This is a genomic window from Marinobacter salicampi (assembly GCF_011074795.1).
Taxonomy (GTDB): Bacteria; Pseudomonadota; Gammaproteobacteria; order Pseudomonadales; family Oleiphilaceae; genus Marinobacter; species Marinobacter salicampi.
This window is the reverse complement of sequence record NZ_JAAMPF010000012.1, coordinates 240402-267021: the sequence shown is the minus strand read 5'-3', so window position 1 is coordinate 267021 and position 26620 is coordinate 240402. Positions and strand designations below refer to the sequence as shown.

General features: G+C 60.2%; 27 protein-coding genes and 1 pseudogene. 23 read left to right on the top strand and 5 right to left on the bottom strand.

Annotation, left to right across the window (positions count from 1 at the left end):
* Positions 1 to 8 precede the first annotated feature (8 nt).
* The 3 genes from G7W63_RS05965 to G7W63_RS05955 all read left to right on the top strand — a co-directional run bounded on the left by G7W63_RS05965 (position 9) and on the right by G7W63_RS05955 (position 2396).
* Positions 9 to 479: a YchJ family protein gene (locus G7W63_RS05965; protein ID WP_166254622.1), complete on the top strand. Its 471-nt coding sequence runs from the start codon at positions 9 to 11 to the stop codon at positions 477 to 479.
* Positions 480 to 770: 291 nt separating this feature from the next.
* On the top strand, positions 771 to 1400 hold the full coding sequence (locus G7W63_RS05960) for an HPF/RaiA family ribosome-associated protein (protein ID WP_166254619.1): 630 nt from the start codon (positions 771 to 773) through the stop codon (positions 1398 to 1400).
* An 81-nt stretch (positions 1401 to 1481) separates the two neighbouring features.
* Positions 1482 to 2396, top strand: a complete 915-nt coding sequence (locus G7W63_RS05955; protein ID WP_166254616.1) for an NAD-dependent protein deacetylase — start codon at positions 1482 to 1484, stop codon at positions 2394 to 2396.
* Between the two features lie 25 nt (positions 2397 to 2421).
* Here G7W63_RS05955 and G7W63_RS05950 read toward each other — a convergent pair whose 3' ends face one another.
* Positions 2422 to 3297 carry a succinyl-CoA synthetase subunit beta gene (locus tag G7W63_RS05950; protein WP_166254613.1) on the bottom strand — a complete coding sequence of 292 codons (876 nt, stop codon included), beginning with the start codon at positions 3295 to 3297 and terminating at the stop codon, positions 2422 to 2424.
* A 71-nt stretch (positions 3298 to 3368) separates the two neighbouring features.
* Between G7W63_RS05950 and G7W63_RS05945 the strand changes: the two genes are divergently transcribed.
* Complete coding sequence (locus G7W63_RS05945) at positions 3369 to 4139, top strand: sulfite exporter TauE/SafE family protein (RefSeq protein ID WP_166254610.1); 771 nt, start codon at positions 3369 to 3371, stop codon at positions 4137 to 4139.
* Between the two features lie 115 nt (positions 4140 to 4254).
* Positions 4255 to 5244: an MBL fold metallo-hydrolase gene (locus G7W63_RS05940; RefSeq protein ID WP_166254607.1), complete on the top strand. Its 990-nt coding sequence runs from the start codon at positions 4255 to 4257 to the stop codon at positions 5242 to 5244.
* On the opposite strand, the gene G7W63_RS05935 is transcribed toward G7W63_RS05940, so the two are convergent.
* Together G7W63_RS05935 and G7W63_RS05930 are read right to left on the bottom strand one after the other, a co-directional pair.
* Positions 5217 to 5450: a hypothetical protein gene (locus G7W63_RS05935; protein WP_166254604.1), complete on the bottom strand. Its 234-nt coding sequence runs from the start codon at positions 5448 to 5450 to the stop codon at positions 5217 to 5219. The two genes, G7W63_RS05940 and G7W63_RS05935, sit on opposite strands and share 28 nt — an antisense overlap.
* Positions 5451 to 5508: 58 nt before the next feature.
* Positions 5509 to 6543, bottom strand: a complete 1035-nt coding sequence (locus tag G7W63_RS05930; RefSeq protein ID WP_166254601.1) for an aldo/keto reductase — start codon at positions 6541 to 6543, stop codon at positions 5509 to 5511.
* A 394-nt stretch (positions 6544 to 6937) separates the two neighbouring features.
* Between G7W63_RS05930 and G7W63_RS05925 the strand changes: the two genes are divergently transcribed.
* From G7W63_RS05925 to G7W63_RS05860, 14 genes are all read left to right on the top strand, one after another.
* Positions 6938 to 7588 carry a cytochrome c3 family protein gene (locus tag G7W63_RS05925; protein WP_166254598.1) on the top strand — a complete coding sequence of 217 codons (651 nt, stop codon included), beginning with the start codon at positions 6938 to 6940 and terminating at the stop codon, positions 7586 to 7588.
* Positions 7576 to 10584: a 4Fe-4S dicluster domain-containing protein gene (locus tag G7W63_RS05920; RefSeq protein WP_166254595.1), complete on the top strand. Its 3009-nt coding sequence runs from the start codon at positions 7576 to 7578 to the stop codon at positions 10582 to 10584. Before G7W63_RS05925 ends, G7W63_RS05920 begins: the two co-directional genes overlap by 13 nt.
* A 42-nt stretch (positions 10585 to 10626) precedes the next feature.
* Positions 10627 to 12009, top strand: a complete 1383-nt coding sequence (gene nrfD, locus G7W63_RS05915) for an NrfD/PsrC family molybdoenzyme membrane anchor subunit (protein WP_166254592.1) — start codon at positions 10627 to 10629, stop codon at positions 12007 to 12009.
* Complete coding sequence (locus G7W63_RS05910) at positions 12002 to 12526, top strand: DUF3341 domain-containing protein (RefSeq protein WP_207308894.1); 525 nt, start codon at positions 12002 to 12004, stop codon at positions 12524 to 12526. The genes nrfD and G7W63_RS05910 overlap by 8 nt, the downstream gene beginning before the upstream one ends.
* The gene (locus G7W63_RS05905) at positions 12523 to 13059 is read left to right on the top strand and encodes a c-type cytochrome (protein WP_242634325.1); all 537 of its coding nucleotides are present in this window, start codon (positions 12523 to 12525) and stop codon (positions 13057 to 13059) included. Before G7W63_RS05910 ends, G7W63_RS05905 begins: the two co-directional genes overlap by 4 nt.
* Positions 13056 to 14099 carry a hypothetical protein gene (locus tag G7W63_RS05900; RefSeq protein ID WP_242634324.1) on the top strand — a complete coding sequence of 348 codons (1044 nt, stop codon included), beginning with the start codon at positions 13056 to 13058 and terminating at the stop codon, positions 14097 to 14099. Before G7W63_RS05905 ends, G7W63_RS05900 begins: the two co-directional genes overlap by 4 nt.
* The gene (locus G7W63_RS05895) at positions 14096 to 14497 is read left to right on the top strand and encodes a hypothetical protein (RefSeq protein WP_166254589.1); all 402 of its coding nucleotides are present in this window, start codon (positions 14096 to 14098) and stop codon (positions 14495 to 14497) included. The genes G7W63_RS05900 and G7W63_RS05895 overlap by 4 nt, the downstream gene beginning before the upstream one ends.
* Positions 14494 to 15270 carry an SCO family protein gene (locus G7W63_RS05890; protein ID WP_166254586.1) on the top strand — a complete coding sequence of 259 codons (777 nt, stop codon included), beginning with the start codon at positions 14494 to 14496 and terminating at the stop codon, positions 15268 to 15270. The genes G7W63_RS05895 and G7W63_RS05890 overlap by 4 nt, the downstream gene beginning before the upstream one ends.
* Complete coding sequence (gene coxB / locus G7W63_RS05885; protein WP_166254583.1) at positions 15267 to 16259, top strand: cytochrome c oxidase subunit II; 993 nt, start codon at positions 15267 to 15269, stop codon at positions 16257 to 16259. The genes G7W63_RS05890 and coxB overlap by 4 nt, the downstream gene beginning before the upstream one ends.
* Entirely contained in the window at positions 16256 to 17842 is a 1587-nt protein-coding gene (locus G7W63_RS05880) for a cytochrome c oxidase subunit I (protein WP_166254580.1), read from the top strand. Before coxB ends, G7W63_RS05880 begins: the two co-directional genes overlap by 4 nt.
* Positions 17829 to 18476: a cytochrome c oxidase subunit 3 gene (locus G7W63_RS05875; protein ID WP_166254578.1), complete on the top strand. Its 648-nt coding sequence runs from the start codon at positions 17829 to 17831 to the stop codon at positions 18474 to 18476. The genes G7W63_RS05880 and G7W63_RS05875 overlap by 14 nt, the downstream gene beginning before the upstream one ends.
* Before the next feature lies 1 nt (position 18477).
* Positions 18478 to 18738: a cytochrome C oxidase subunit IV family protein gene (locus G7W63_RS05870; RefSeq protein ID WP_166254575.1), complete on the top strand. Its 261-nt coding sequence runs from the start codon at positions 18478 to 18480 to the stop codon at positions 18736 to 18738.
* 136 nt (positions 18739 to 18874) lie between these two features.
* Entirely contained in the window at positions 18875 to 19537 is a 663-nt protein-coding gene (locus tag G7W63_RS05865; protein ID WP_166254572.1) for an SDR family oxidoreductase, read from the top strand.
* A 52-nt stretch (positions 19538 to 19589) separates the two neighbouring features.
* The gene (locus tag G7W63_RS05860; protein ID WP_166254570.1) at positions 19590 to 20129 is read left to right on the top strand and encodes a porin family protein; all 540 of its coding nucleotides are present in this window, start codon (positions 19590 to 19592) and stop codon (positions 20127 to 20129) included.
* 91 nt (positions 20130 to 20220) lie between these two features.
* Here the strand turns inward: G7W63_RS05860 and G7W63_RS05855 are convergent, their stop codons facing one another.
* Positions 20221 to 21084, bottom strand: coding sequence for a DUF3750 domain-containing protein (locus G7W63_RS05855; RefSeq protein ID WP_166254567.1), 864 nt, complete (start codon positions 21082 to 21084; stop codon positions 20221 to 20223).
* Between the two features lie 257 nt (positions 21085 to 21341).
* On the opposite strand from G7W63_RS05855, the gene dgt reads away from it, so the two are divergent.
* Complete coding sequence (dgt, locus tag G7W63_RS05850) at positions 21342 to 22847, top strand: dGTPase (protein ID WP_166254565.1); 1506 nt, start codon at positions 21342 to 21344, stop codon at positions 22845 to 22847.
* Between the two features lie 22 nt (positions 22848 to 22869).
* On the opposite strand, the gene G7W63_RS05845 is transcribed toward dgt, so the two are convergent.
* Positions 22870 to 24030 (bottom strand): GNAT family N-acetyltransferase, encoded by a 1161-nt coding sequence (locus G7W63_RS05845; protein WP_166254562.1) that lies wholly within the window; start codon positions 24028 to 24030, stop codon positions 22870 to 22872.
* Between the two features lie 314 nt (positions 24031 to 24344).
* Here G7W63_RS05845 and G7W63_RS05840 point away from each other — a divergent pair.
* The 3 genes and pseudogenes from G7W63_RS05840 to G7W63_RS05830 form a co-directional block, all read left to right on the top strand.
* Positions 24345 to 24545, top strand: a pseudogene (locus G7W63_RS05840) (winged helix-turn-helix domain-containing protein); the annotation flags it as partial.
* A complete protein-coding gene (locus G7W63_RS05835) occupies positions 24545 to 25882 on the top strand; it encodes a sensor histidine kinase (protein WP_207308892.1) in 1338 nt (445 codons plus the stop codon). The pseudogene G7W63_RS05840 and the gene G7W63_RS05835, both read left to right, overlap by 1 nt.
* Positions 25883 to 25954: 72 nt before the next feature.
* The gene (locus G7W63_RS05830) at positions 25955 to 26557 is read left to right on the top strand and encodes a YigZ family protein (protein ID WP_166254559.1); all 603 of its coding nucleotides are present in this window, start codon (positions 25955 to 25957) and stop codon (positions 26555 to 26557) included.
* Positions 26558 to 26620 lie beyond the last annotated feature (63 nt).

Sequence of the window (26620 nt, the reverse complement as noted above, 5' to 3'; positions counted from 1 at the left end):
CGTCAGCCATGCCAGGCACTACCATCGCAGGATCGTCGTGCCCCTGCGGCACGGGCCGATCCTATCGGGATTGCTGCAGACCATGGCACGAGGGTCAGCCAGCGCCGACTCCGGAATCCCTCATGCGCTCCCGGTACAGCGCTTTCGTCCTCAGGAATACCGACTACCTCATTCAGACCTGGCACCCTACGACCCGGCCTGAAACCCTTGATCTTGCCCGCTCGCCGGACTGGGCAGGATTGCAGGTCATCTCGGCTCCCGGCACAGCACCCGGAGACAAGCACGGACAGGTCCATTTTCGCGCTGTATACCGAACGGCCGAAGGCTGGGGCTACCTGGAAGAGCAGTCTGACTTTGCCCAGGAACAGGGACGCTGGTTCTACCTGACGGGTGAGCCCAGGGAAGGGGTACTTCGACCCGGCCGCAATGAACCATGCCCCTGCGGCAGCGGCCGGAAATACAAGGCCTGTTGCCTCTGATAGGGTAGCTTTTCACTAGTAACCGAAAGGGCAATATCGTGCGTCGCCTAGGCATCACCCGATAGGTTCTACCTGTATTCCGCCTTTCATCCCAAAGGAAATTCCTGCTACGGCTTGAATTTGAGCTGCGCGCTCTCAGGTTTAGTTATAGGGGCATTTGCCAGGCGATGCCGATCAGTTACGCCGGATGGCGTCACTGCCCTGGCGTTGCCTGGCGCTGTTGCTGGCGCTATTGCCGGCAATTCAGCTGCCCTCCACCGGAAATTCAGAACGGATACCAGGGAGTCAGCTATGCAAACCGAGCCGGTTATTAAATTTGAGGGCGTTTCTTCCTCCCAGTGGCTTGAAGATTATATCCAGGACCGGGTCCAGCGCCTTGACCGCATGTGCGACAGCCTCATTTCCTGCCGGGTTGTCGTCGAGCGGGCCCAGCATCAACACAATACCGGAAACCCCTACCGGGCCCGCGTGGAGGTCACCCTGCCGCCGAAAAAGGACCTGGTCGCGGACAAGCAGGGCACCGTGGCTGATCCCCAGGTTCAGCTAAGACCGGTTATCCGCAAGGCGTTTGAAGCCATTGAGAAACAGATCCAGAAAGAAACCGCCAGACAGAAAGGCGCCGTCAAGCAGCAGCATAACGACACACCCACCGCCATGGTGGTCCGGTTGTTCCCCGACCAGGACTACGGCTTTATCAAGTCACCCACTGACAACGAGGAATACTATTTCCACCGTAACTCGGTTCTGCACGGTGACTTCGAGCGCCTGACCCCAGGTACCGAGGTACGGTTCGAAGCGGAAATGGGCGAAGAAGGGCCGCAGGCAAGCACCGTGCAGATCATCAGCAAGCCCGGCGTATCGCCCACGGAAGACCCCGAGGGTGTCGAGCCCCCGGCGGGCTGGGAAGCCAAGGAGCATTGATTCCCGGTAATGGCAGAGGCCTTGGATGTGCCTGGTGCCCCCACTAGAATGGGGCTTTGATTTACCTGAAAGGGCCTCACCATGATCGCAGGCAGTTCGCTGGCGAATAACGCAACCCGGGGCGGGACCGGGCCAGAAATCGGACCACCAGACGCCCCGGCATTGCTCTGCCATTCGCCAGAAGAAGCAGCCGGGCATCTGATCGGATTTATCCGGCGCAACCCGCGTTTGTTCATTCTTACCGGCGCCGGTATGAGCACGGATTCCGGCATTCCGGACTATCGGGACGGAGAGGGGGCCTGGAAGCGCAAGCAGCCGGTTCAGCACCAGGAGTTCATGGAAAGCCAAGGCATCCGGCAACGATACTGGGGGCGCAGCCTCATTGGCTGGCCCACCATTCGCAATGCTGAGCCCAACCCGGCGCATTTCTACGTGGCGGAGATGGAAGCCAGGTCCCATGCCGGCTATGTGGTTACCCAGAATGTAGACCGTCTGCACCAGCGGGCAGGAAGCCCAGGGGCAGTGGATCTCCATGGTCGTGCCGACCAGGTGGTTTGCATGGCTTGTGGTTTACGGTCGAGCCGGGATGACGTCCATGACCGTTGTCACAGGCTGAACCCCGATTTCACTGTCTTCACTGCCAGAGCAGCTCCGGATGGCGATGCGGATCTTGATGTGGACTTCAGCAGCTTCCAGGTGGCCGATTGCGCCAGTTGCGGCGGCATCCTGAAGCCCGATGTGGTCTTCTTTGGCGATAACGTACCCAAACCGCGGGTGACCGCAGCTTTCCAGGCCCTTGATGCCAGCGACGGGCTGTTGGTTATCGGCTCCTCATTGATGGTGTACTCGGGGTATCGTTTCTGTCGGCGCGCCCATGAGCAGGGCAAGCCCATAGCCACCCTGAACCTCGGCCGCACCCGCGCTGACGGCATTGTCGACCTGAAGCTCAACGCGCGCATCTCGGAAACGCTCAAGGCAACGCTGGCGGATCTTTAGAGCTGGTCGCGGCTATCTGGCCCCGTCATTCAAGTGTCAGCTCTAACAGGTAGACGGTCCTGGATTCCTCAAGACCGGTTGCAAACAGGCCCAGTCGACGGACATGGGCCATATCCATGGTTCTGTCCCTGGGTGCCTGGGCTATCCTCTGCAGGGCAAAGCTGAACTCGTGTCGTCCGGGCCTGATAGTCAGGCTGTGATTGAAGCGGTCGTAGTGGGCATTGTCACCCCGGTCATGGGTAACGTCGTTGACCCGCAGGGTAAGACGAACCGGCGTCTGCTCGGGATTATGGAAAGTCAGGCTGAGCGACTCGTAGCCACGCCAGTCCCAGGCAAGATTCTCCAGCCACACCCCGGAATAGGCGCCCGGGTCGAGGTTCAGGGCCAGGCTTTGTTCTCCCTCTGCAACGTGGCGGTCACTGGCATAGGCGTTACCGCTCCAGTAGTCAGAGGGGTCAGGGGCCGAAAAGTCATACAGCTGTGGCATCTGTCGTTCTATCCGCACCTGCTGTATCGCGACTTCAGTCACCAGGCCCAGTTCCGTCAGTAACAGCAGGGTAGCCAGGCCCCGCAGCAGCCAGTGGCCGAGCGGCTTTGCTGCAGGCTTTTGCCAGGCCAGAACGGCCCAGGCGCCGATCAGGTTGCGCAACAGGTCATGGCTGTCCAGTTCCCGGCTGCCCGCGCCCTGGACCAGCTCAATCGCCATCCCAAGGCCAAGCACGATCACGCTCACAGTCAACCACAGGCGCCAGCCCTGGAGCCAGCGCCGGGGCCTGATCAGGGCAACAGCGAGACCAAAAAACAGAATATGGCCGAGATTCCAGGTGGCCTTCACCAGGGGGCTGGAGGCCCAATCCGGGCCGCCGATGAAAAATAACGGAGCGATGACCAGCAGGGCCACCAATATCAATCCGTCCAGTGCCGTCCTATAATTCCTGCCTTGCTTACTGTTTGCCCCCAACCTGAGCCTCCATGACTGAATTTTCGTTTTACCAGTATGCCCTGATCGGGCTCATTTTTGTCTGGAGCGGATTTGTACGCTCGGGCCTCGGTTTTGGCGGTGCTGTGCTGTCGCTGCCGTTCCTGTTGCTGGTCCACAATGAGCCGTTGGTTTTTCTGCCCCTGATTGCGGTACATCTTCTGGTGTTTTCATCTTTGACCATTGCCCTTAACAACCGGGGCACGAAGTCCGCAGGAAAGGGGCTGAGCACCGTCGACTGGCCTTATCTCTGGCGTATCCTCGGCATCATGATCGTGCCCAAGCTGATCGGAGTGTTCGGGCTGCTGACCCTGCCGCCGTCGATCATGAGCGGCATCATCTTTACCATTGTTTCGTTCTATGCGGTTTCCTACATTCTCGACAAGCCATTCCGTAGTAACAGTCGGGTGGTGGATGGCGTCTTCCTGATGCTCGGCGGCTATATTAGCGGAACTTCCCTGATAGGGGCGCCCCTTATTATTGCTGTGGTTGCCCAGCATCTGCCCAAGGAACGCCTGCGGGACACACTGTTTGCCTTATGGTTTATTCTGGTGACCATCAAGATGGCCGCCTTTATCTATGTGGGGGTGGATCTGCAGCTCATTCACCACCTCTGGTTGTTACCCTGTGCCGCAGTGGGTCACATCATCGGCCTGCACTTCCACAACCGGATGCTGCAGGCAGAAACGCCGGTTTTCTTCCGCCTCCTGGGGGTCGTGTTACTGGTCATCAGTCTTATCGGACTATGGGAAGGTCTGGCGTGAATCGTTTATTGTAGATTCTAACTGTTTGTTTCCCGTTTTGTGTCTTACAACGCTTAGGTGCAAGATAGAAAACAAATGTGCAAAACAGATACCTTTAGTCTGGCGAATGTTTGTTATGGAAATCCAGTTTCTCGGTACATCGGCGGGCATGCCGACCAAGAAGCGCAATGTTTCGGGCATTGCTGTTAAAAGAGCCAATTCCAAAGCCTGGTGCCTGGTCGACTGCGGGGAGGGTACCCAGCATCGCCTGCTTTATACCAGGTTGTCCCTGCACAACCTTCAGGCTGTACTGATAACCCACATGCATGGCGACCACTGCTTCGGGCTGCCCGGGCTCATCGCCACCGCAGCCCTGTCCGGGCGGAAAGACCCGCTCACAATCATAGGCCCGCGACAGTTGAAGGTTTTCGTGGTGGCTGCCATGGCGGCATCCGAACTGACGCCGCCGTTTTCGATCAACTACCGGAATGTGGAGGAGCTTTCGGCCACCGACCTGGGCGACTTCAAACTGGAGGTTACCCGGCTTTCCCACCGGCTGCCGTCCTGGGCCTATGGTTTCAGTGAAAAGCAGCCAGGCTGGCGTCTGGACGTTGAGAAGCTGGAACTGGAGGGCATCAGCCCTGGCCCGGAATGGGGGAGGCTTCAGGCGGGGGAAGATGCTGAACTGCCCGACGGCCAGGTCCTGCGAAGCGAAGACTACCGCCTGAGACTGCACGCATCCCGCAAGGTGGTTATCGCTGGCGACAACGACACCCCCGCCTTGTTGGCCAGCGCAGTTTCGGCGGCCGATGTGCTGGTTCACGAGGCTACCTACACCCAGGCGGTAGCTGACCGCATCGGTAACGCACCGCGACACAGTTCAGCGGAGATGGTCGCCCGGTTTGCAGAAGACATCGGCGTGCGGAACCTGGTGCTGACCCATATCAGTCCGCGCTATCATGGTACCGGTGAAGACTCCATTGATGTTCTGGAGAACGAAGCCCGCCAGTTCTTTACCGGCCCCCTGTTCATGGCGAACGACTTCGACCGGTTTCACCTTGCCCAGAATGGCGCCTTTGGCCGGTTAGCCGGCGAGGGTCAGGCTTCTGCTTCACCCTTGAAGTAGTGATCGATACGGCGCCTGGCATCACCAAGTCTTTCCCAGGCATCGGACAGCCGCCCAAGCTGGGCATCGTCCGGAATGTCTCCGGTGCCGCCTTGAGCCATCTCCTCGTAGGAGGCATGGATGTCCGAAACGACATCCTCATAGTGGCGCCAGGCATCGTCGTGGTCTGAACGGAGTTGCTGCCACTTCGCGGGGTCTCTTGCCATAATAAATCTCCTTATACTTAAAGCGTCCTTTCAGGCTGACAGGCCGAAGGCTACCAACTCAAAGCGTACCGCTGTGGACCTTGCGGGTCTTGCTGGCCGGCTTCTCCCGGCTGGGGGGTGCCATGAATTCGGGCCCGACAGGGTCCTTTATATGGGTGTCGAGTATGCGGTCGATTTCTTTCATGGCATCGCTGTCCAGGGACCAGCCGTCGATTTCAGTCACCGGGTCCAGCTGGTCAGGTCTTCGTGCGCCCCAGAGCGCGGTGGTTACGCCCTTGCGGTCGATCAACCAGCGCAGGGCCAGGGCAAGCACCGTTTTCTGACTGTAGTCCCTGGCAAACTGATCAAGCTCATTGACTGCCGAGAGGTAATGCTCAAAACGGTCTCCCTGGAATTTGGGGTCGCTTTTGCGTAAATCATCGCCTTCAAATTGGGTGTCCCTGCCGATTCGGCCAGTTAACAGCCCGCGACACAGGCCACCGTAAGTGATGGTTGCCAGGTCGTGCTTCTGGCAATAGGGCAGCACGTCATCTTCAATGCCGCGCTCGAACAGATTGTATGGGGGCTGCAGGCTATGAAGGGGCGCAAATTTACGGAATTCATCCATCTGATCCGGCGTGAAATTACTGACTCCGATCGCCCGTATTTTTCCGGACGTGTAGAGCTTCTCCATGGCTTTGGCAGTTTCCTCCATGGGCACTACAGGATCCGGCCAGTGGACCTGGTAGATATCGATGCGGTCAGTCTGGAGTCGCTGGAGGGAATCCTCCACCTCGCGCTCGATCCGGGCGGCGCTTGCGTCCCGCCAGACCTCGGTCTGCTCCAGGTTCCAGTTCATGGCCACTTTGGTGGCCAGGGCGACTTTATCCCGCAAACCTCCTGCCAGGGCCTTGCCCACAAGCTCTTCAGAACGACCGAAGCCGTAGACCGGCGCGGTATCGATCAGGCCGATGCCCTTGTCGACGGCGGCGCGGACAGTCTCGATGGACTGCTTCTCATCGGTGCCTCCCCACATCCAGCCCCCGATAGCCCAGGTTCCGAGCCCGACAGGGGTTACTTTTATGTCTGTTGTACCGAAGGGTAGGGTGTCCATAAATCCTCCCGTTCCGTGGTTGGCCGTGGTTGGACTTTAACCATAGCAAGGCTTTCCGCACGCCGTAAACCGCCGCCGGTCGCCATGCTGAGGCGCGACTGGGATTGCCCCGGGATACTGCCAGGGATAGTGCCAGGGATAGTGCCAGGGATAGTGCCAGGGATAGCGCGGGCGGGTTCCGCCCGGAGCATGGCAAACAGACATTGAAACTGTAGGTTTGGCTCGCTAGCATGAAGTTGAGTTTCAAGGATGGAGCTACTGTAATGTCCAGAGATCTGCTCTGGTTTTCAGAAGGACGGACTTCGGTCGCCACCTTTTGTTACCGGGATTGTTACCTGAACCGGAACCGGAACTGTGATGCCGGAGTTTCTGCTTATAGCCGGGCAGCGGCCTGATGGCCCAGGTATTTCAACCCCGCTCCAATGCCATAGTCCGCATCGTATTTATCGGCGGGGCCTGTCTTGCCGTGGCTGTACTGGTCATGGCTGTCGCCTTTTCCGGGTCGCCCTATGTCACGGGCGCCGAGTCGGTACCGCAACAGCCGGTGCCCTTCAGTCATCAGCACCATGTCGGCGGACTGGGTATCGATTGCCGCTACTGTCATACCAGCGTTGACCGTTCGAGTTTTGCGGGTATTCCCGACACGCAAACCTGTATGACCTGTCACTCCCAGCTTTGGACGAACGCCGACATACTCGCACCGGTGCGCGAGAGCTTCACGGAAGACCGGCCCCTGGCCTGGAAGCGGGTCTATGACCTGCCGGACTACGTCTACTTTAACCACCAGAGCCACGTGAATAACGGGGTAGGTTGTGAATCCTGTCACGGCAGGCTCGACCGTATGCCCCTGACCCAGAAAAAGAGCAGTCTTTCGATGAAATGGTGCCTGGACTGCCACCGTAATCCGAGCCCGGAGTTGCGTCCCTCCGGTGCCATTACCGCCATGGGGTTCGAGGACCTGAGCCCTGAAGAGTCCGGGCAGTTGGTTGCCCACTACGGAATCAAGACCGACCGCCTGATTGAGTGCATGACATGCCACCGATAAAGCCGGAAAGAGACAGAGCAATCGCCGCTGCCCGGGGTCCCGGCCAGGAAACCGGGTACTGGCGAACCCTGGCTGAGCTCAACAGGAGTAGCTGTAGTGGTGGACCGACGTCGGAAATTACCGAGGCCCAGCAGCTGTGGCAGGCTCCCATAAGCCGGCGTCAGACCTTTCATCTTCTGGGTGCAAGCGTAGCTCTTGCAGGCCTGACCGGGTGCGGGCGTCCGCCGGAAGAGGATTTGATTCCCTACGTGCGCATGCCAGAGCACAGTGTGCCGGGTCAGGCCCGTTACTACGCCTCTGCTATTGCTTTGGGCGGTTACGGCCACGGCGTCATTGCAGAAAACCACGAGGGCAGGCCGACCAAGCTGGAGGGCAATCCCGACCATCCGGCCACACTCGGCAGTTGCGATGCGATTACCCAGGCGGCGGTACTTTCCCTATACGATCCTGACCGTTCGGCCTCCGTGATGCGCAGGCAGGCAGTCTCGGACATGGGCTCACTGCTGGCTGAGTTGAGGCAGAAACAGGACGATTGGGACCGGGAAGAAGGGCGGGGCCTGTGCTTACTTACCGGGACCATTTCATCGCCCAGCCAGCGGGCCCGGATAGCCAAAATGCAGGAACGCTGGCCTCGTGCGCGCTGGTTCCTGCACGAGCCTGTTGACCGCCGACAGGTGTTCAGGGCCAGCCAGAGACTGTTCGGCGAAGCCCTCGAGCCCCGTTACCGTTTTACCGAGGCAGAGGTGGTGTTGAGCCTGGACGCGGACTTCCTGCAATCGCCACCCGGTTTTCTGCGTTACGCCCATGACCTGATGTCGCGGCGGCGTCCCGTGGACCCAGACGAAGCATTTACCCGGCTCTATGCCATTGAATCGACCCCAGTTATCACGGGGGCGACAGCGGACCATCGCCTTGGCCTGGCCTATCCGGAAGTGGATGCCGCAGCCCGCCAGCTGGCCCGGGAGCTGGGGCTGGATGTCCCGCCGCCTGAACGTAATGTCCTGCCTGAAGACTGGGTTACTGCCGTTGTCGAGGATCTCAGGTCCCATGAGGGCGCCGCTCTGGTGGTGCCCGGCGAGCAGCAATCGGAAACGGTGCAGGTGCTGGCCCACGCCATGAATCAGGAGCTGGGAGCCTTTGGCGGGCCGCTGGCGTGGATGCAGCCGGTGGCAGGAGATCCCCTTTTGCCCGGGCTGGAAGAACTTGCCCAGGCGGCAAGGGACGGTGAGGTGGAGAGCCTTGTCGTTCTGGCGGCCAATCCCGTCTATACGGCGCCTGCCGAATCCGGGTTCCGGACACTTTTTTCCCAGATTCCCTGGCGCCTGCACTGGGGAGAGTACCAGGATGAAACTGCCCGACTGTCCCTCTGGCATGTGCCGGCCACTCATGATCTCGAGTCCTGGGGGGATGTCCGAGCCTTTGATGGCACGGTTTCCCTTATCCAGCCCATGATCCTGCCTCTCACCGGGGGTTGGACTGCATTGCAGATGCTTGCCGCCATCGGCGAGGGCGTGGAATCTGATCCTCTTCAGCTTTTGCGGGACCACTGGCAGCAGAACAGCGCCGGGCTGGAGACTATTACTGACAGTCAGGACGACAAGGGAGGTAATTTTGAGGATCTCTGGCGTCGCGCACTCCGGGATGGCGTCGTTTCGGGAACCGCTGCTGAAACGGTCATGCCCGGACAGCGGCCGCAGGCTCTCGCGGATCTGCCGGAAAGTCAGGCTGTGCCAGAGGGGCTGGTGCTTCAGCCCAGGCCGGATCCGGCGCTGTGGGACGGACGATACGCCAATAATGGCTGGCTCCAGGAAATGCCCCGCCCGATCACGACCCTGACCTGGCACAACGCCCTGCTGGTGAGTCCTGCGCTTGCGGATTCCCATAAGCTTGAAGATGGAGACATGGTCGAACTGACCCGGGCTGACCGCAAGCTCCAGGTGCCGGTTATGGTCCTGCCGGGCCAGCCTGAGCAGTCAGTAAGTCTGAGCCTGGGGTTTGGCCGTGACTTTGGCGGTCGGGTTGCAGATGGAGTGGGGATTTCAGCCTATGAGCTACTGGATCCGGAGTCACCCTGGGCAACGGTTGTGCAGTTGCAGCCGACCGGCAGCCACAGGGCGCTTGCGGCCATTCAGACCCATCACGACATCGAGGGGCGGGACCTGATCCGTGCCGCTGACCTGGAAACCTATCGACGTAATCCGGGCTTTGCCCAAAAAGAGCACCATGAACTGTCGCTTTATGAAGAGCCCTGGCCGGCGGAGCGGGAGGCGGAGCATGCCTGGGGCATGGCCATTGACCTGTCTGCCTGTATTGGCTGCAATGGCTGTGTCACCGCCTGCCAGGCCGAGAACAACATTCCGGTGGTAGGTGCTGAGGAAATAGCCCGGGGCCACGACCTGCACTGGATAAGGGTGGACCGCTACTTTTCCGGAGCGCCCCAAAACCCCGCCATGGTTTTCCAGCCGGTACCCTGCATGCATTGCGAAAATGCCCCCTGCGAATATGTTTGCCCGGTGGGGGCAACCCAACATTCCGCTGACGGCCTGAACCAGATGATCTACCAGCGTTGTGTGGGCACCCGCTACTGCTCCCAGAACTGCCCCTACAAGGTTCGCCGCTTCAACTGGATCGACTACACCAGTGCCGCGGCCGCGTATCCGGCCGAGCCGGCGGTGCAGAACCCGGACGTTACCGTACGGTCGCGGGGAGTGATGGAAAAATGCACCTATTGCGTTCAGCGCATCAGCTCGGTTCGTCAGCAGGCGGAAGCACAAGAGCGGCCCATTGCTGAGGGTGAGTTACAGACGGCCTGTCAGCAGGCCTGTCCCACCCGGGCCATTGTTTTCGGCGATCTGGCGGACGAAACCTCGGAAATCAGCCGCCTCAAGGCGAGCCCGCTCAATTACAGCATGCTGGCGCACCTGAATACGCGACCCCGCACCACCTATCTGGCTGCGGTAAAGAACCCTAACCCGGCGATTAAAACCAGAACGTGAGTGTTCTGAACGTGACTTAAGGCGATCACTCAAGGACAGATTATGTCTAGGGAGCAAGGACAACAGCTGATACCCGGCGACCTGACCCAGCGCACCCTGACCAGTCGTATTGCAGGGCTGGTGCTGGATCGTCGGCCACGGCCCGGCTGGCGGGTGGGGTTTGTGGTATCCGGCCTGCTGACCCTGGTGCTGCTCGGGGGGCTGGCCCATCTCTTCACCACAGGCGTGGGTATTTTCGGTATCAATATACCGGTGGCCTGGGGCATGCCCATCGTCAATACCATCTGGTGGATCGGTATTGCCCATGCCGGTACGCTGATTTCCGCTGTACTCCTGCTGACAAGACAGCCCTGGCGCGCCTCCATCAACCGTCTCGCCGAAGCCATGGCGATGTTTGCCATTGTCTGTGCCGGTATCTATCCGCTGATTCATCTCGGCCGGCCGTGGCTGGCCTACTACCTGCTGCCTTATCCGGACTCCCTCGGTCTCTGGCCCCAGTGGCGCAGCCCTCTGGTGTGGGACTTTTTCGCCATCGCCACCTATCTGATCTTTACCACCTGTTTTCTTTACCTCAGCCTGTTGCCGGACTTTGCGACACTCCGCGATCGGGCCCTCGGGCGGGGACGCCAGCTGTTCTATGGGGTGCTCGCCCTGGGCTGGCGCAACTCGGCCCGGCACTGGGCCCGCTACGAAAAAGCCAACCAGGTCCTTGCGGTGGTGGCCGCGCCCATTGTGGTTTCAGTGACGGGTATCATTTCCCTGGACCTGGCGATCTCTATCGTGCCGGGGTTCCACTTCACCATATTTCCGCCTTACTTTGTCGCCGGGGCCTTGTTCTCCGGCTTTGCAACGGTGTCCATGCTGGCAATCATCATGCGGTCGGTGTTCGGTCTCAGGGACCTGATCACCCGGCGCCACCTGGATTACCTGGGCCGCATGATGCTGTTGTTTGCCCTGGTAGTGGGCTATGCCTACAGCCAGGAAATGTTCACTGCCTGGTACACCGGTGACGAGTACTACCGGTACCTGATGATCGATCGCTGGACCGGCCCCTATGCGCCCATATGGTGGGGCATGATTTTCTGCAACGTGGTGCTGGTGCAGCTTTTATGGTTCCGCAACGTGCGCCGTTCGCCCCTGTGGCTGTTTGTACTGGCGCTCACCAGCAACCTGGGCATGTGGCTGGAGCGCTTCCAGATCGTATTTACCAGCACCCACGCGGAGTTCATGCCGTCGACCTGGGATACGATCTGGCCCACCGGCTGGGACTGGCTGCTGTACGCCGGCACCCTGGGCCTGTTCACCTTCCTGATGTTTGTCTTTGTGCGCCTGGCGCCGGTGGTGTCGATGCACGACATGCGCACCGCCATGAGGGAGCGCTCCCAACCTGAGTCCACTGACCATGAGCGTGCTCGTCATGAGTAAGGCAGAGGTTGGCGGCGTCATGGGGCGTTTCACAACGGATACCGAACTGGTCGCGGCGGTGCGCGCCGCCTCCGCGCAGGGCCATGACCGGCTTGAAGCCTTTGCCCCTTTCCCGGTGCCCGGCCTGGCCGAAGCCCTGGGCTTTCAACCGCGACCCATACCGGTCTACGCGCTGGGCGCAGGCGTGCTTGCCGCCGCGGGCGTGCTATTTCTTCAGTGGTTTTCTTCGGTGATCGACTATCCGGTTGTGGTTGGTGGCAAACCCCTGGCGAGCTGGCCCGCCTTCCTGCCGGTCACCTTCGAGGTGGGCATACTGGTGGCGGCGCTGACGGCAGTCGTTATGATGCTGGCGGGCAACCGTCTGCCGCGGCCTCACCATCCGGTATTCGATTACCCGGCGTTCGGTCGCGCCTCAGATGATGGGTTCTTCCTGATGATCCACACCCCCGACCCGGACTCTGCGCGCCGTTGCCTGCAGGGCCTGGGCGCGGAAGACATCGAGGAGGTGGGAACGTGACGCGCTGGTGGTTTCTCGGCCTGGCCATGGTGCTGGCCCTTGCCGGCTGCCAGCAGGAAATGGCAGAGCAGCCCCGGTACGAGGCTTACGAACGGGCTCCAGACTGGCCGGGCAATGCGTCGGCACGTCCCCCGGTGGCAGGCACCGTTGCCCGGGATGCGAGGCTGGAACCCGTGCCCCAGACCCTGACGCTTGAGCTCAATCGCGAGCTGCTTGAACAGGGACGCCAGAGGTACGAGATATTCTGCGCCCCCTGCCACGGCATTACCGGCAAGGGCGAAGGCATGGTGGTGCAGCGTGGTTTCCCGGCGCCGCCGTCACTGCATGAGAGTCGCCTCCGGGCCATGCCCATGCGGTACGTCTACGATGTGATTACCGATGGTTACGGCGTGATGTATTCCTACAGCGCCAGGGTGACCCCGGACGAACGTTGGGCAGTCGCCGCCTATATCCGCGCCCTACAGTTATCCCAGCATGCCAGTACCGAGGATCTGACCGATGTCCAGCGGGCCGAGCTGGAGGTGGACCAGTGAATCCCTTCAGGTTGTGGCTGCCGCTGGCGATTACCCTCATGGCGGGCGCAGCTGGCGCCTGGCAGAGTCCCGAGGGGGCGCTCCAGAGCTGGCTGGCGGTTGTCCTTACATGGGGTGCATTGCCCCTGGGCGCGCTGGCCATCCTGATGACCCATGGCCTGACCGGAGGCCGGTGGGGGACTGTGACCAGGCCGCTCTGGCTGGCGCTGGCAGGCACCCTGCCGGTCTTTGTGGTGGCAATGGTTGTGCCCGTACTGGGTATTGGTCTGCTGTTTCCGTGGACGGCTCCGGCGAGCAGCTTGCCGGAGCTGGTACAGAACAAATTGTTGTATCTGAATGAGCCGTTTTTTGTACTCCGCAGCCTGTTTTACGGCTGTGTCTGGCTGGCCCTGGCCTGGGGCCTCGGGGTCTGGCGGGGCAGGGCGCGCCGCATCCACGCGCCGGGGCTTATCCTCTGGCTGCTGATACTGACGTTTTTCGGTTTCGACTGGTTCATGTCCCTTGAGCCTCTGTTCTATTCCGATATCTACGGTCTGATGCTTGCCACGGGCTTTGGCAGCGCGGCCCTTGCATTCGGGATGCTGGTCCAGCCGGGCTCCGCTGGAGAAAGCCCCCGGCGTGACCTTGCCAATCTCTGGCTGGCGGTGCTGCTGGGCTGGATGTTCATGGCGATTTCCCAGTACATCGTGATCTGGTCGGCCAATCTTCCCGATGAAATTGGCTGGTATCTGGCGCGCAATGAATCCCCCTGGTTTGAGATGGGCTGGTTATCATTCGGACTGTTTTTCCTGGTGCCCTTTCTGATCCTTCTGTCCGGTACCGCCAAGGGCCGGGGGACCTGGCTGAAAACGGCGGCTGTTACCTGTCTGGTGGGGCATTTGCTGCAGGTTCACTGGCTGATCCTGCCAGCCTTTGGTGAATGGCAGCCGGTGCAGCTCTGGCTGACACCGGTGTTACTGGTGGCCACAGGGGCAGGTTTCCTGGCGATGGTTCGCGCCGGATTCCAGACACGGACTGAGAGAGCGGAGGTGATGCCATGAGGTACAACGACCGGCAGGACTCGCGAGCGCCCCGGCTTCATGAAGAAGACAGTACCGAGGCGCGCTCACTTTTCCGTGCCCTTGCCATAGCTGCGGTGGTCATCGCTGGCCTGAGTCTGCTGGTATGGGGCGGTTTTTCCTGGTACCTGTCAGCGTTTTCCCCGAGGCCTTCGCCATTTATGGAACCCCGGCAGGCCCCGGAGACAGGCATACAGCTTCAGGATGACCCGGTAGCCGATCTGGATGAATGGCAGGCCGCCTCTCGGGATCACCTGCAGAGCTCGGGATGGGTCGATCGCCAAAACGGCATTGTTCACATTCCCATCGACCAGGCAATAACCCTGTTGGTGGAGAAAGGCGTCGATCAGGACGCCAGAGCCGGGGAGGCCGAACCATGAACGCTGGCCCAGTTCTGTTACTGATACTTGTCTTGCTGGCTCCGGTCCAGGTGGGGGCAGAGACTTCCGGGCAGAAGCTGGCAACGGCAGGGTTCGAACAACGCATTGGCGACACCGTGGAAGTGCAGGGGACTTTTACTGACATCGCCGGTGAGCCTGTGCTGATTGCTGACCTTGCCCGGCAGCGGCCACTGATTCTGGTGCTGTCCTGGTTTGAGTGTCCCGACCTGTGCCCCATGGTGCTGGATGATCTTGCGGAGGCCCTGGCCGGGCTGGACTTCGATCACCGTGATTTTGACGTCGCTGTGGTCAGTATTGACCCGGACGAGGGCCCGGCCGAGGCGAGCACTCTGAAAGAGGGTCTGAGCAGCCACTACAAGGACGGCATTGAAAACTGGCGTTTTCTGAGCGGAAGCCAGGAGGCCATCCGCTCCCTGGCTGACGCCATCGGCTATTCCTATGCCTACGACGCCGAGCGTGACCGCTACGCCCACCCCGCCGGGGTGGTGGTGCTGTCGCCAGGCAACGTGATCAGTCATTACCTGCTGCGCCTGGCGCAGAGGTCGCCAGACCTGCGGCTGGCCCTGGTGGACGCCTCCCGGGGTGAGCTGGGCAGCACCGCCGATCAGGTCCTGCTGCGTTGCTACCGCTTTGACCCTGATGCCGGGCAGTACAACCTGGCGGTGAGCCGGATGATGCAGATGGCTGGGGGCGCCTCAGCACTGGCGCTGGGCCTGTTGGTGTTCTGGCTGAGAAAGCGGGAGGCGCGATGAGCACAAGCTCCGTTGTGGACGCCGATATCGGCCTCGAACTGATTCCGACCCAGGCCTCGGCCTATGCCTCCCAGGTGGATAATCTGTACTTCGTGCTATTGGCCCTGTCGGGCCTGCTGATACTGGTGCTGGTCGGGCTCATTGTCGGCTTCGGGTTCCGTTACAGCAGCAAGCGCTCTGGTGAGCGGGGCAAGGCGGTGCCGGAAAAGCTCGGCCAGCGCATAGAAATCGGCTTTGCCCTGATTCTGGCCGTGTCCTTCCTGGGGTTGTTTGTCTGGGCGGGCTGGCTCTACCTGAACCTGTATGGGGAGACCGAGTCGGATTTCACCATCAACGTCATCGGCAAGCAGTGGATGTGGAAAGCCCAGCATCCGGATGGCACCCGTGAGATCAACACCCTTCATATTCCGGTGGACCAGACCGTTAAACTGCGGCTTACCTCCCAGGATGTGATCCACAGTTTTTCGCTGCCGGCCCTGCGACTCAAGCGTGATGCGGTGCCGGGCATGTACACCGAAGCCCATTTTCGTGCCACCGAACCCGGCGAGTACCGGCTGTTCTGCGCCGAGTACTGCGGTACCGAGCACGCCCGTATGAGAGGCAAGCTTGTGGTGCTGTCCCAGGCCGACTACCAGGGCTGGCTCGGGCGCCAGGGCAAGGGGCCAAGCCCTGAGGTGGCGGGGCAGGACCTGTTTCGCAGTTATGGCTGTTCCGGCTGCCACCAGGGCGATGCCAGCGTCCGGGCGCCGACCCTGGACGGCGTGTTTGGCCGCACCAGGCCCCTGGCCAGCGGCGAGATGATCGAAGCCGACGAAGCCTACCTGCGTAACTCCATCCTGCAGCCACAAAAACATGTGGTGGCCGGGTATGAGCCGGTCATGCCCAGCTATAAAGGGCAGATTTCCGAGGACGAGATCTTCCAGATCATCGCCTATATCAAGTCGCTACCGGCGGGCGCATGGAAGCAATCAACAGGAGCAGGGCAATGACTGCGGAAGTACACAAGCACTACCTGAGCGGTGGCTGGAGTCTGCACTCCTGGTTGCTGACCACCGATCACAAGCGCATCTGCTGGCTGTACCTGGTATCCATTACCGGGTTCTTTTTCCTGGGCGGCATAGCCGCGCTGCTTATCCGGCTGGAACTGATGACACCTCCTGGGGATTTCCTGACCGCCGAAGGCTACAACGAAACCTTTTCCCTGCACGGCATCGTGATGGTCTGGTTTTTTCTGATCCCCTCGATTCCGGCCACCCTGGGCAACTTCCTCATGCCCATGATGGTAGGCGCCCGGGACCTGGCCTTTCCCAGGCTGAATCTGCTGTCGTGGTACATCTACACCCTGGGCGGGATTTTCACCATTGTAATGGTCATCGGTGGCGGGGTTGATACCGGCTGGACCTTCTACACGCCCTATTCCAGCCTGTTTTCCAGTTCCGCGGTGATCGCAGCGGTCGCGGGTGTTTTTATTGTCGGTTTCTCATCGATTCTTACCGGCATCAACTTCATCGTCACCACCCACACCATGCGCGCGCCAGGCATGCACTGGCTCCGGCTGCCGCTGTTCGTTTGGGCCAATTATGCCACCAGTCTTATCCTGGTCCTGGCAACGCCGGTGTTGTCCGTTACCTTGCTGTTGATCGCTGCGGAACGCCTGCTCGGCATCGGCATCTTCGATCCATCCCTGGGCGGCGACCCCCTGCTGTTCCAGCACCTGTTCTGGTTCTACTCGCACCCGGCGGTCTACATCATGATCCTGCCGGCGATGGGGGTGGTATCTGAGCTCATTACCTGTTTCTCGAAGAACCGGATCTTCGGTTACAAGGGCATGGTACTTGCCATCATGGCGATTTCGCTATTCGGTTTCGTGGTCTGGGGTCACCACATGTTTACCTCTGGCCAGAGCCTCTATGCCGGCATCCTGTTTTCCTTTTTCAGCTTCCTGGTTGCGGTACCTTCGGCAGTCAAGACCCTTAACTGGACAGCGACCCTGTATCGCGGGCGCATCACCTTTACCGCCCCGATGATCTATGGGCTGTCGTTCCTGGGGCTCTTCGCCATCGGCGGGCTGACGGGCATCTTCCTGGCCGCCCTGGCGCTGGATGTACACCTCCACGATACCTACTTCATTACCGCCCATTTTCACTACATCATGGTGGGTGGGGCGGTGACCGCCTATCTGGGCGGCTTGCATTTCTGGTGGCCGAAAATGACTGGCAGACTCTATTCCGAACTCTGGTCAAAGATTGCGGCCCTGGCGCTGTTCATCGGCTTCAACCTGACGTTCTTCCCCCAGTTCCTGCTGGGCTACAGCGGCATGCCCCGGCGCTACCACGAGTACCCTGAGGCGTTCCAGTTGCTTCATGTCATGTCGTCCCTGGGCAGTGTCGTGCTGGCCATAGGCTACCTGCTGCCGCTGGTGTATTTCACCTGGTCACTGTTCCGGGGTGCACCGGCCGGAGCCAATCCCTGGCAGGCCGAGGGCCTGGAGTGGCGTACTGCCTCGCCGCCGCCGAAGCACAACTTTGTCAGTATCCCCCGGGTGACGGAGGGTCCCTATGCCTATCGTTAAGCCTGCCCCGGCAGAGCAGTTCGATGACATGGGCCAGCAGCGTCGAGCGGTGCTTATGGGCATGTGGGTCTTCCTGGTCACCGAGCTCCTCCTGTTTGGTGGTGGCTTTGCAATGTTTGCCATGTATCGGGTGCAGCATCCCCAGGTTTTTGCCGAGGCCGCCGGCCACCTGAGCCTGCCCCTGGCAACAGCCAATACTGTGCTGCTACTGACCAGTGGTCTTACCATGGCCCTTGCGGAGCAGGCGGTTGAGGCCGGAAGTCGTCGGCTGACCCTGGTGTTTTACCTGGCCACCATGGCTCTTGGTCTGGGGTTCCTCGGGGTGAAGGGCTACGAGTGGTACCAGGAATGGCAAGCGCAGCTGATGCCTCTTCCCGGGCTGGTCTTTGCATGGCCAGGAAACGAGTCCCAACAGGCGGAGCTGTTTTTCAACCTCTACTTCATCCTGACGGGGCTGCACGCCCTGCACATGGTCATCGGCCTCGGGCTTCTCGGGGTCATGGTCGTTCTGGTCCAGCGCTGGCGAGATCCGCACCGGCTGACACGCCAGACCCAGGTAAGCGGCCTGTATTGGGCGTTTGTGGATGTGATCTGGCTGTTCCTGTTCACCACACTGTATCTGTTAGGGCCCTAGCATGAATTACCGTCAACCAATCCTCATCTGGCTTGGGCTGCTGGCTCTGCTTGCGCTGACCGTGGGCCTTAATGTCCTGATGACCGGCCCGTGGCGTCCTCTATTGCACTATGTAATTGCCACCGCCATGGCTGCGTTACTGATGGTGTTCTTTATGCGGCTGAGGGCCAGCGACGGGCTGATCCGGCTTTTCGCCGTCGGCGGTGTGTTATGGCTTGGGCTTCTGATTTTGATCACCCTGGCCGAAGTGCTTACCCGCTGAGCTGTCCTGCAGCGGCCCGGCCGGAGTGACCCGATCACAGGATCGGAAAACTGACGCGCCTGGGCATGGGAACCCGTGAGGCGCGATGGTAGGCTTTGCCGTTCGTCGGATTCACCACACACAGCGAGGAGGGGTTATGACCACTGTCCTGATTACCGGAGCCAATCGCGGCATTGGGCTGGAGCTTGCCCGTCATTATGCCCGTGAAGAGTGGAGTGTTATTGGCGTCTGCAGGCAGAGTTCAGAGGATCTGGATAGCCTGGCAAAGGAGGTCATTGAGGATATCGACATCACGAAAGCTGATAATATCCAGCGCCTGTCAGACCGGCTGGGAGACCAGGTACTCGATCTTCTGATCAATAACGCCGGGCTGCTTCAGGATGAGCAATTGGGCAGCATCGATCTCGATTCCATTCGCAGGCAGATGGAAGTGAATGCCTATGGACCTCTCAGGGTGACCGAGGCGCTGCTGCCCAACCTGGGATCGGGCAGTAAGATCGCCAACATCACCAGCCGTATGGGATCCATTGCAGATAATGACTCCGGCGGCCGCTACGGTTATCGCGCCTCCAAGGCCGCCCTGAATGCCTTTGGCAGGTCCCTGGCCATGGACCTGAAACCGCGGGGTATCGCGGTCGCCCAGTTGCATCCGGGCTATGTCAAAACGCGCATGGTCAATTTCGGGGGTATCATAACGCCGGAAGAGGCGGCCCTGGGCCTGGCGCGCCGGATCGAAGCGCTCTCCCTGGATAATACCGGGTCATTCTGGCACAGCAATGGGGATGAACTTCCCTGGTAATGCCGACACGGATGTTGTAATTAACTCAAACCAAAACAGTCAGAGGTACATCATGAATCGGATTCCTGCCCTTATTGCCACAGTCACGCTGGCTTGCGCGTCTGCCCCGGCCCTGGCCGATATCTATAAGAGCGGAGGCGGTAGCCTCTATGCCGGCGCCAACTATACCTTTGTGGACGTTGACGGCGATGATCTGGACGCCGACCTGGGTACGCTTTCAGGCAAAGTGGGCGCCCACGTCAACCCTTACTTCGGGGTTGAAGCGCGAGCTGGTTTCGGGGTGGTGGATGAAGATATCAACAGCACCACTGAGCTTTCGGTTAACAGCTTTTTTGGTGCCTACGGCACCCTCAGCGTGGTCAACGAATCCCCGGTAACCCCATACGGAATATTGGGTTTTACCCGATATGAGCTGGAAGTTGATAATGTCCTGGGAAGCTCAACAGAGGACGAGTCGGATCTGTCCTATGGTATAGGGGTCAACTTCGCGGTTAACGACGCACTCTCTGCCAACCTGGAGTACATGCGCTACTTCGACAAAGACGACGTCACTATTGACGGTCTTGGCCTCGGGCTGACCGTCAGCTTCTGAGGCAAGCGGTCTCGCTAAGCTGGGGCGACTGGACCCGGCGCTAAAAACGCCGGGTGGCATACGGCCATCGCACAGCCCCAGCGGTGACGCTTTACTGGCTCGCTGCCGGGTCACGGAGTGACAGCCCACTCGGCTCGCCAGGGCTGTCACTGCCTGAAGCGGAGCCGGTCAGGGTGCCGGTTTCAGTGGCGGCATCAGCCTTATCCATCCAGGGATCCCGGAAGCCCAGATGACCCACGCCAGGCAATTTTATTGCCAGGGCAAGGGGGTCAATTCCCAGGGACAAACCCATGATGTTCAGCTCCAGTCCCTCCCTGACACTGGCCAGAAGGCCGACATAGCCGTTGGCGGAAACCTGATAGCCCAGGCCCCCTGGCGTACGCGAGATGTAACCATCCCCCAGGTAGTCCTTTCCGATGGCGGTGTTGGGCAGAGCCACGTCCAGCTCTGGCACCTGGCGTATAACCCAGGCCACAAAGGTGTTGCTGTTCGGCCCCGGCCAGGCTTCGTAGCGGTTCGGGTAAGGGTAATCCGCCACCGCCTGCTGTATTTCCGGGATAAGCTCGGCTGCGCGCTGGCCGCGGAAGTCGGCAATAAGTCTTGGTGCATTGCCGTACCAGGCCCGGTCGGGAACCCCTGGCCGGGACCTTACGGTGTGGCTGCCCCAACCGGTGACATCATGGACCACATAGCTGCTGGCGCCGGCTTGCTTGGTGGCGATCCAGGTATGCACGGCAAAGTAACCTCGCCAGCCAAAGGCCCGTGCCCCGTAAACCTGCACGATGGCCTCGGGAAATCCCTCTGCCCTGGGCGCAATGCCCGCGCTTGATCTGTCCGCGTCAAACCAGTTCTGGTTGCTCTGTATGTTGCTGCTGGCGGCCATGAACAGGGGGCCGGCAAGCAAGAGCAGCAGCAGAAGTCCTGCTTTGGCCAACCACCAGAACGTTGTCATCATCTATAGACTTTCCTTTCAGCAGTGCTGTTGTCACAGCAGGCGAGTCAAAAAATGGGCCGTAAACCCGATGAGTAGGTCTTTACGAATGCGGAAAAAAAGTATCACGCTGTCACCAGCCCCGTCGTTGGTTCCAGCAGCCTGTTGACAGCAGAACGGCCGAGCCGTTCCGTGGCTGGGCGGCTGGCCGTCGCCAGGTTCTGGATCGTTCCTGACGGTTATGTGACACTGCCAGACTGTTTATCGAGGTACCGGATGACATGACAGATTTTGCTCCCAGATTCTCCCTCCAGCGCCCCTATAACCGCACGGCAGAGGGCGTCGATAGCACCCGCTTCAGTGTAGCGGCCTGCGGTATCCAGAGGTTCGAAGACCAGCTGGAGAGTGACCGCGGGCGAATCATCAACTCGGCTGCGGTACGCCGTCTGCAGCAGAAAACCCAGGTTTTCCCCCTTGAGCGCAATGCGGCCGTGAGAAGCCGGCTCACCCATTCCCTTGAGGTGCAGCAGACCGGTCGTTTCATTGTGCGTACCATATTCCGCAGCCTGGGTAGCCGGGTTGATGAGCTGGGGCTTGGCGGCCTTGAACGTGCCACAGAGACCCTGGTGGAAATGGCCTGCCTGATGCACGATATCGGCAATCCGCCGTTCGGGCATTTCGGTGAGGCCGCGCTTTCCAAGTGGTTCAACGACCACCTTCACGAACTGGCGCCATTCCGGGATGCCGATACCGAAGAGACAGGCTCCCTCAAGGCCCAGCTGGCCCATGAATTGAAGAGCTTCGAAGGTAATGCCCAGGGCATACGGTTGATTTCCAACCTGCTCAAGCTGAACCTCACTTATGTGCAGGCCGCCGCTGTGTTCAAGTATACGCGCCCCGCAACGGAACCCCGTCCGGAGGCGGGAGAGCCGTTGTCGTACCTGAGGAAAAAGCCAGGGTATTACTATTCCGAGTCAGCGTTCGTCCAGGACATGCAAACGGCCCTTGGCATGACGCCCGGCCATCGGCACCCGCTCGCCTATGTCATGGAAGCCGCCGACGATATCTCTTACTGTCTCGCCGATCTTGAGGACGGCGTCGACAAGGGACTGATGACCTACAATGAACTGGCCAGCCAACTGATCAGCACCTTCGACGGGCTTCACCCGGGTTCAGCGTCCCATGCTGAACTGGGTAATGAGTCGTTTCGGGATCTGGTTGAATTTGCCCGTAAACGCGCAGAGAGCGAATCCATAAACAAAGACCATGAGTTCTTTGTCTGGCTTCGAGTAAAGGTGATTCACCCGTTGGTGCGCCATGCTGCCCAGGCGTTTGTCGCCAATCTCGAGGCTGTCTGTGCAGGAGACCTTAACCGGGCCCTGCTGGAAGACGATTCCGCCTGCCACGCCGTTATTGAAACATTCAAGCGAGTCGCGGTGACCCACGTGTTCTCGGTGCCGGAAGTGGAGACACTGGAGTTGCAGGGCTATCGGATCATTACCGGCCTGCTGGACCACTTCAAGCCACTGCTTCTTTTGTCACGCAGTGACTTCGACCGCCTGCTGGCCGGCCAGCAGAAAGGCCTGCTGGTGGAAAGCCGGCTTTACAAGCGCCTGCCCAACAAGCACGTGCGGGCATATCTTGCCATGCGTGAGACCTCCCCGACGGATGCTGAGGTCTGGGAACGCTACGCCCGTTGCCGGCTGATCCAGGACATGGTCAGCGGCATGACCGACCAGTTTGCCCTTGATGAGTTTCATACCCTGTCAGTGACCGCCATGCGCTAGTCCCGTCTACCCGATGTTCGGGCTAGTCTGCCTGTCGGTAGGGCAGGGCTGCCAGTGCAGCTTGCCGATAGGCGCGGGTCTGGGCCCGCTCCTCCCTGCAGAACTGGTCCAGCGCATCCTCGAAGCCGGGGTGAAACACCCAGTGCCAGGAATGGGTCAGCTCCGGCTCGAAACCACGCACCAGCTTGTGTTCGCCTTGGGCACCGGCGTCAAAACAGTGAAGCCCACGTGCAATGGCCAGCTCGATGCCCTGGTAGTAGCAGGTCTCGAAGTGCAGGTGGCTGTATTCTTCGAGACAGCCCCAATACCGCCCGTAGAGCGTGCCGCCGCCGTGGAGAAACAGGGCACCTGCAATCATCTGCCCGTCTTTCACCGCCATGGTGATATGGACCTGCTCTGGCTGGTTTTCCGTTAGCGCCTGGAAGAAAGCCAGGTTCAGATAAGGGCGCTGCCCCCGCTTGAGGTAGGTGGCCTGATAGAACACATAGAAGGCCTTCAGCACATGGTCCGGCAGCCCGGTGCCCGGGTATTGGATAAATCCGATGTCCTGTTCCTCGACCTGGCGGCGCTCCTTGCGGATACTCTTGCGCTTGCGGGACGTTAGGGTGGCAAGAAAGTCCTCGAAGCTCTGGTAGCCACGGTTGTACCAGTGGAACTGGCAACCCAGGCGTTGAAGTTTTCCGGTGGGCACCAGTAGCTCCTGGTCAGCTTCATCCGGGAACAGCAGATGCCAGGAGTGGACCCCCAGTTCTCCGGCGACGCTGTCCAGGGCAGCCTCGAGCTGTGGCGCTGTCAGTTGGCTGCGAAACCCGGGCTCTAGCAGAAGTCTTGGACCCTCGGAAGGCGTGAAGGGTATGGCAATGAGCAGTTTGGGATAATACTCAAGCCCATACCGTTCAAAGGCATCGGCCCACGCCCAGTCAAATACATACTCGCCCATGGAATGGCTTTTCAGATAGGCGGGGCTGACCCCAACCGGGCGGTCGTGGTGATAGAACACCAGGTGGGCCGGGGCCCAGCCTGTTGCAGCTGTGGTGCATCCGGTGGTTTCCAGGGCGCTCAGGAAACGGTGGCGGAGGAAGGGGTTGCTGCCATCGCTGAAACTGTCCCAGAGGGCTTCCGGAATCTCGGTAATCGAACTCAGGGTCTTTATGCAGAAACCGGGCGTAGCAGGTTGGGTCATGGCTGCGGGCGAACTCCTCAAATAGGCTTCGGCTTTGGTTTAAGCCTAGGGCAGCTTACGTCATAACCTACCCCTGGATCACCACCAGGTTGTCAGTAAACGGTCCTGGCGCCAGGGGGCTACATAATTAGGGAGTTGCTGACCCAGACAAGCATAGATGCCGGAAGTCAGGCGTCGTCAGTGTCTCGTAGAGGTTGTGTAAACCGGCAGCTTCGATAAATGGCCCGGGGTTTCGGCCATGCTAGACTTGGCATAAGCGCAAAAAGAGAGCAAGCATGCAGAACAGGGTACTGTTAGTCGAGGACGATCCGGAGTTGAGGCAGCTGCTGGCCCGCGCGGGCAGTGTGGTACGCAAGACCGACCTGATGCAGAGGGCCCGCGGTCGGCGGCTGGCTTCCCATGACAGGACCCTGGATATGCACATAAGTAACCTTCGACGTAAGCTGGGCGACGACGATCTCCCCAGAATAGAAACCGTCCGCGGGCTGGGCTACAGCTACCGGAGCACGTCCTGATGGGACTCCCGTTTCCCCTGTTCTGGCGCATCTTTGGCATGATCTGGCTGGCTATGGCGCTGACCTTGCTGGTCAGCAATTTTACCACCCAAGAGCTTATTGACCGGGAACGTTCCGCCATCGAACGTCAGGAAGGCCTGAGGGATATCGCGGCCGAGGCTCTACAGGTACGTTCCAGTGAGGGCCGGGGAGCAGCCTGGCGCTACCTCAAGGAGCAGGGACAGGCGCTGGACCTTCACCTGCTACTGGTCGAGTCCGGGGATAACGGCCAAAAACCGGAGGGTTCGGACAACGTCCTGCCCAAGCATATTCGCGAACGCATGGGCGGCGGCTGGTATCGGCATCAGCCAGCGGTGCTCGAGGTTGCCGACGGGTTCAGGTTGGTGGCCTGGCCCCGGGTAGGCGGCGAAGGCTGGCTTGATCCCCGGTTTTTCCGCATCCTCGAGATCAGCCTGGGCTTTGTCATCATTACCCTCGGTTGCTGGTGGATAGCACGCCGGATCTCCCGGCCGCTGCGGCAGGTTGAATCCACCGCCCGGGCCATTGCCGATGGGGATACGTCGCTCAGGGTGCCTGACCGTATCGCCAACCGGCATGATGAGATCGGTGCTCTGGCACGGGCTTTCAATACCATGACTGATCAGCTCTGGAACCTGCTTGAGAGACAGAAGCATCTGGTGCGGGATATATCCCACGACCTGCGTACGCCTCTGACCCGTCAGCGTATCGCCATCGAGCTGGCCAGCGATGGCGACGCCGACCGGGAGCTGATGGCGAGTATTCTGCGCCAGAATGAACGCATGGAGGTCATGACCGCCCAGATCCTGACCCTTTACCGGTTGTCGGAACAGGGCGGCGACATCAGCCGCGAGCCTGTGCCTCTGGTACGGGTCGTCAACCATGTCCTGCAGGATGCCACGGACTATGCAGAGCGCCGCGGAGTGGACTGCCATCTTAGTGTGTCGCCCCAGTGCAGGGGGGCCACAGTCCTTGGGGATGAGGGTATGCTGCACCGGGCCCTGGATAACGTGCTTCAGAATGCCCTGGACCATACGCCGCCGGGCCGCACTGTGGTCCTCGAGGTAAGCTGCCAGAAAGACCGGTTGCGATGCGTGGTCACCGATTCCGGACCTGGGGTGCCCGAAACCACCCTGGCCAAGCTGTTCGAGCCGTTCTACCGCGCAGATGAGTCCAGAACCGGGGACGGCTGGGGCCTGGGTCTGGCCATAGCCCGGGACATCATGAAAACCCACGATGGCGAGATCACGGCCCAGCTGCCCCCGGAAGGAGGCCTGAGGGTGATTCTGAGCTGGCCGGTCTTCACCGGTGGGCGCTGACATGGCTTTGCGGGTAGTCCGAAGCGGGCTCATGGTCCACCAGCCGCTAACCCATACTCCGGGAGGTGAGCGATGAAAGCCTATCCCATACCAGCCGGGGCCCTGGAGCGGGAAACCGAAGTCAGGAAAAGCCATTTCATCGCCCGGGTGGCGCCTGTCCACAGCCGGGAGGACATGCAGTTACAGGTTGCCCGTATACGCTCGGAGCATCCGGCCGCCAGGCACCTTTGCTGGGCCTATCAGATCGGGAAGCCAGGGTCGGCGGCGGAAGCAGGCATGAATGATGATGGCGAACCTTCCGGTACCGCCGGCAAGCCTATTCTGGGGGTCATCCAGCACAAGGACATGGGTGATGTGCTGGTGACGGTCGTCCGCTATTTTGGCGGTGTTAAGCTGGGCGCGGGCGGCCTCGTCAGGGCTTACGCCGGCGCTGCTGAAAGCGTTCTGTCTGAGGTCGAGCGAACAGTGCCGTCCGCTCTGACAGCGGTCACGCTGGCCCTCGACTTTGCCCTGGAGCAGGCCCTGCGCCACTGGGCTGGTCAGCATGACGCCGAGATTAAAGCCGTCGGTTACGATACCGGGGTTTCGGTGAGGCTGGAGGTTCCGGACGCGCATCTTGAGGCACTGCTGGCGTTTTGTGGCGCCCAGGGAATGGATTACAGTCTGGACAGTTAGGCCGGGCCAGGCCTCCGTTTGGCATGACAGTGCGTATACTGTTGTCAAAGGCATTCAATTGCA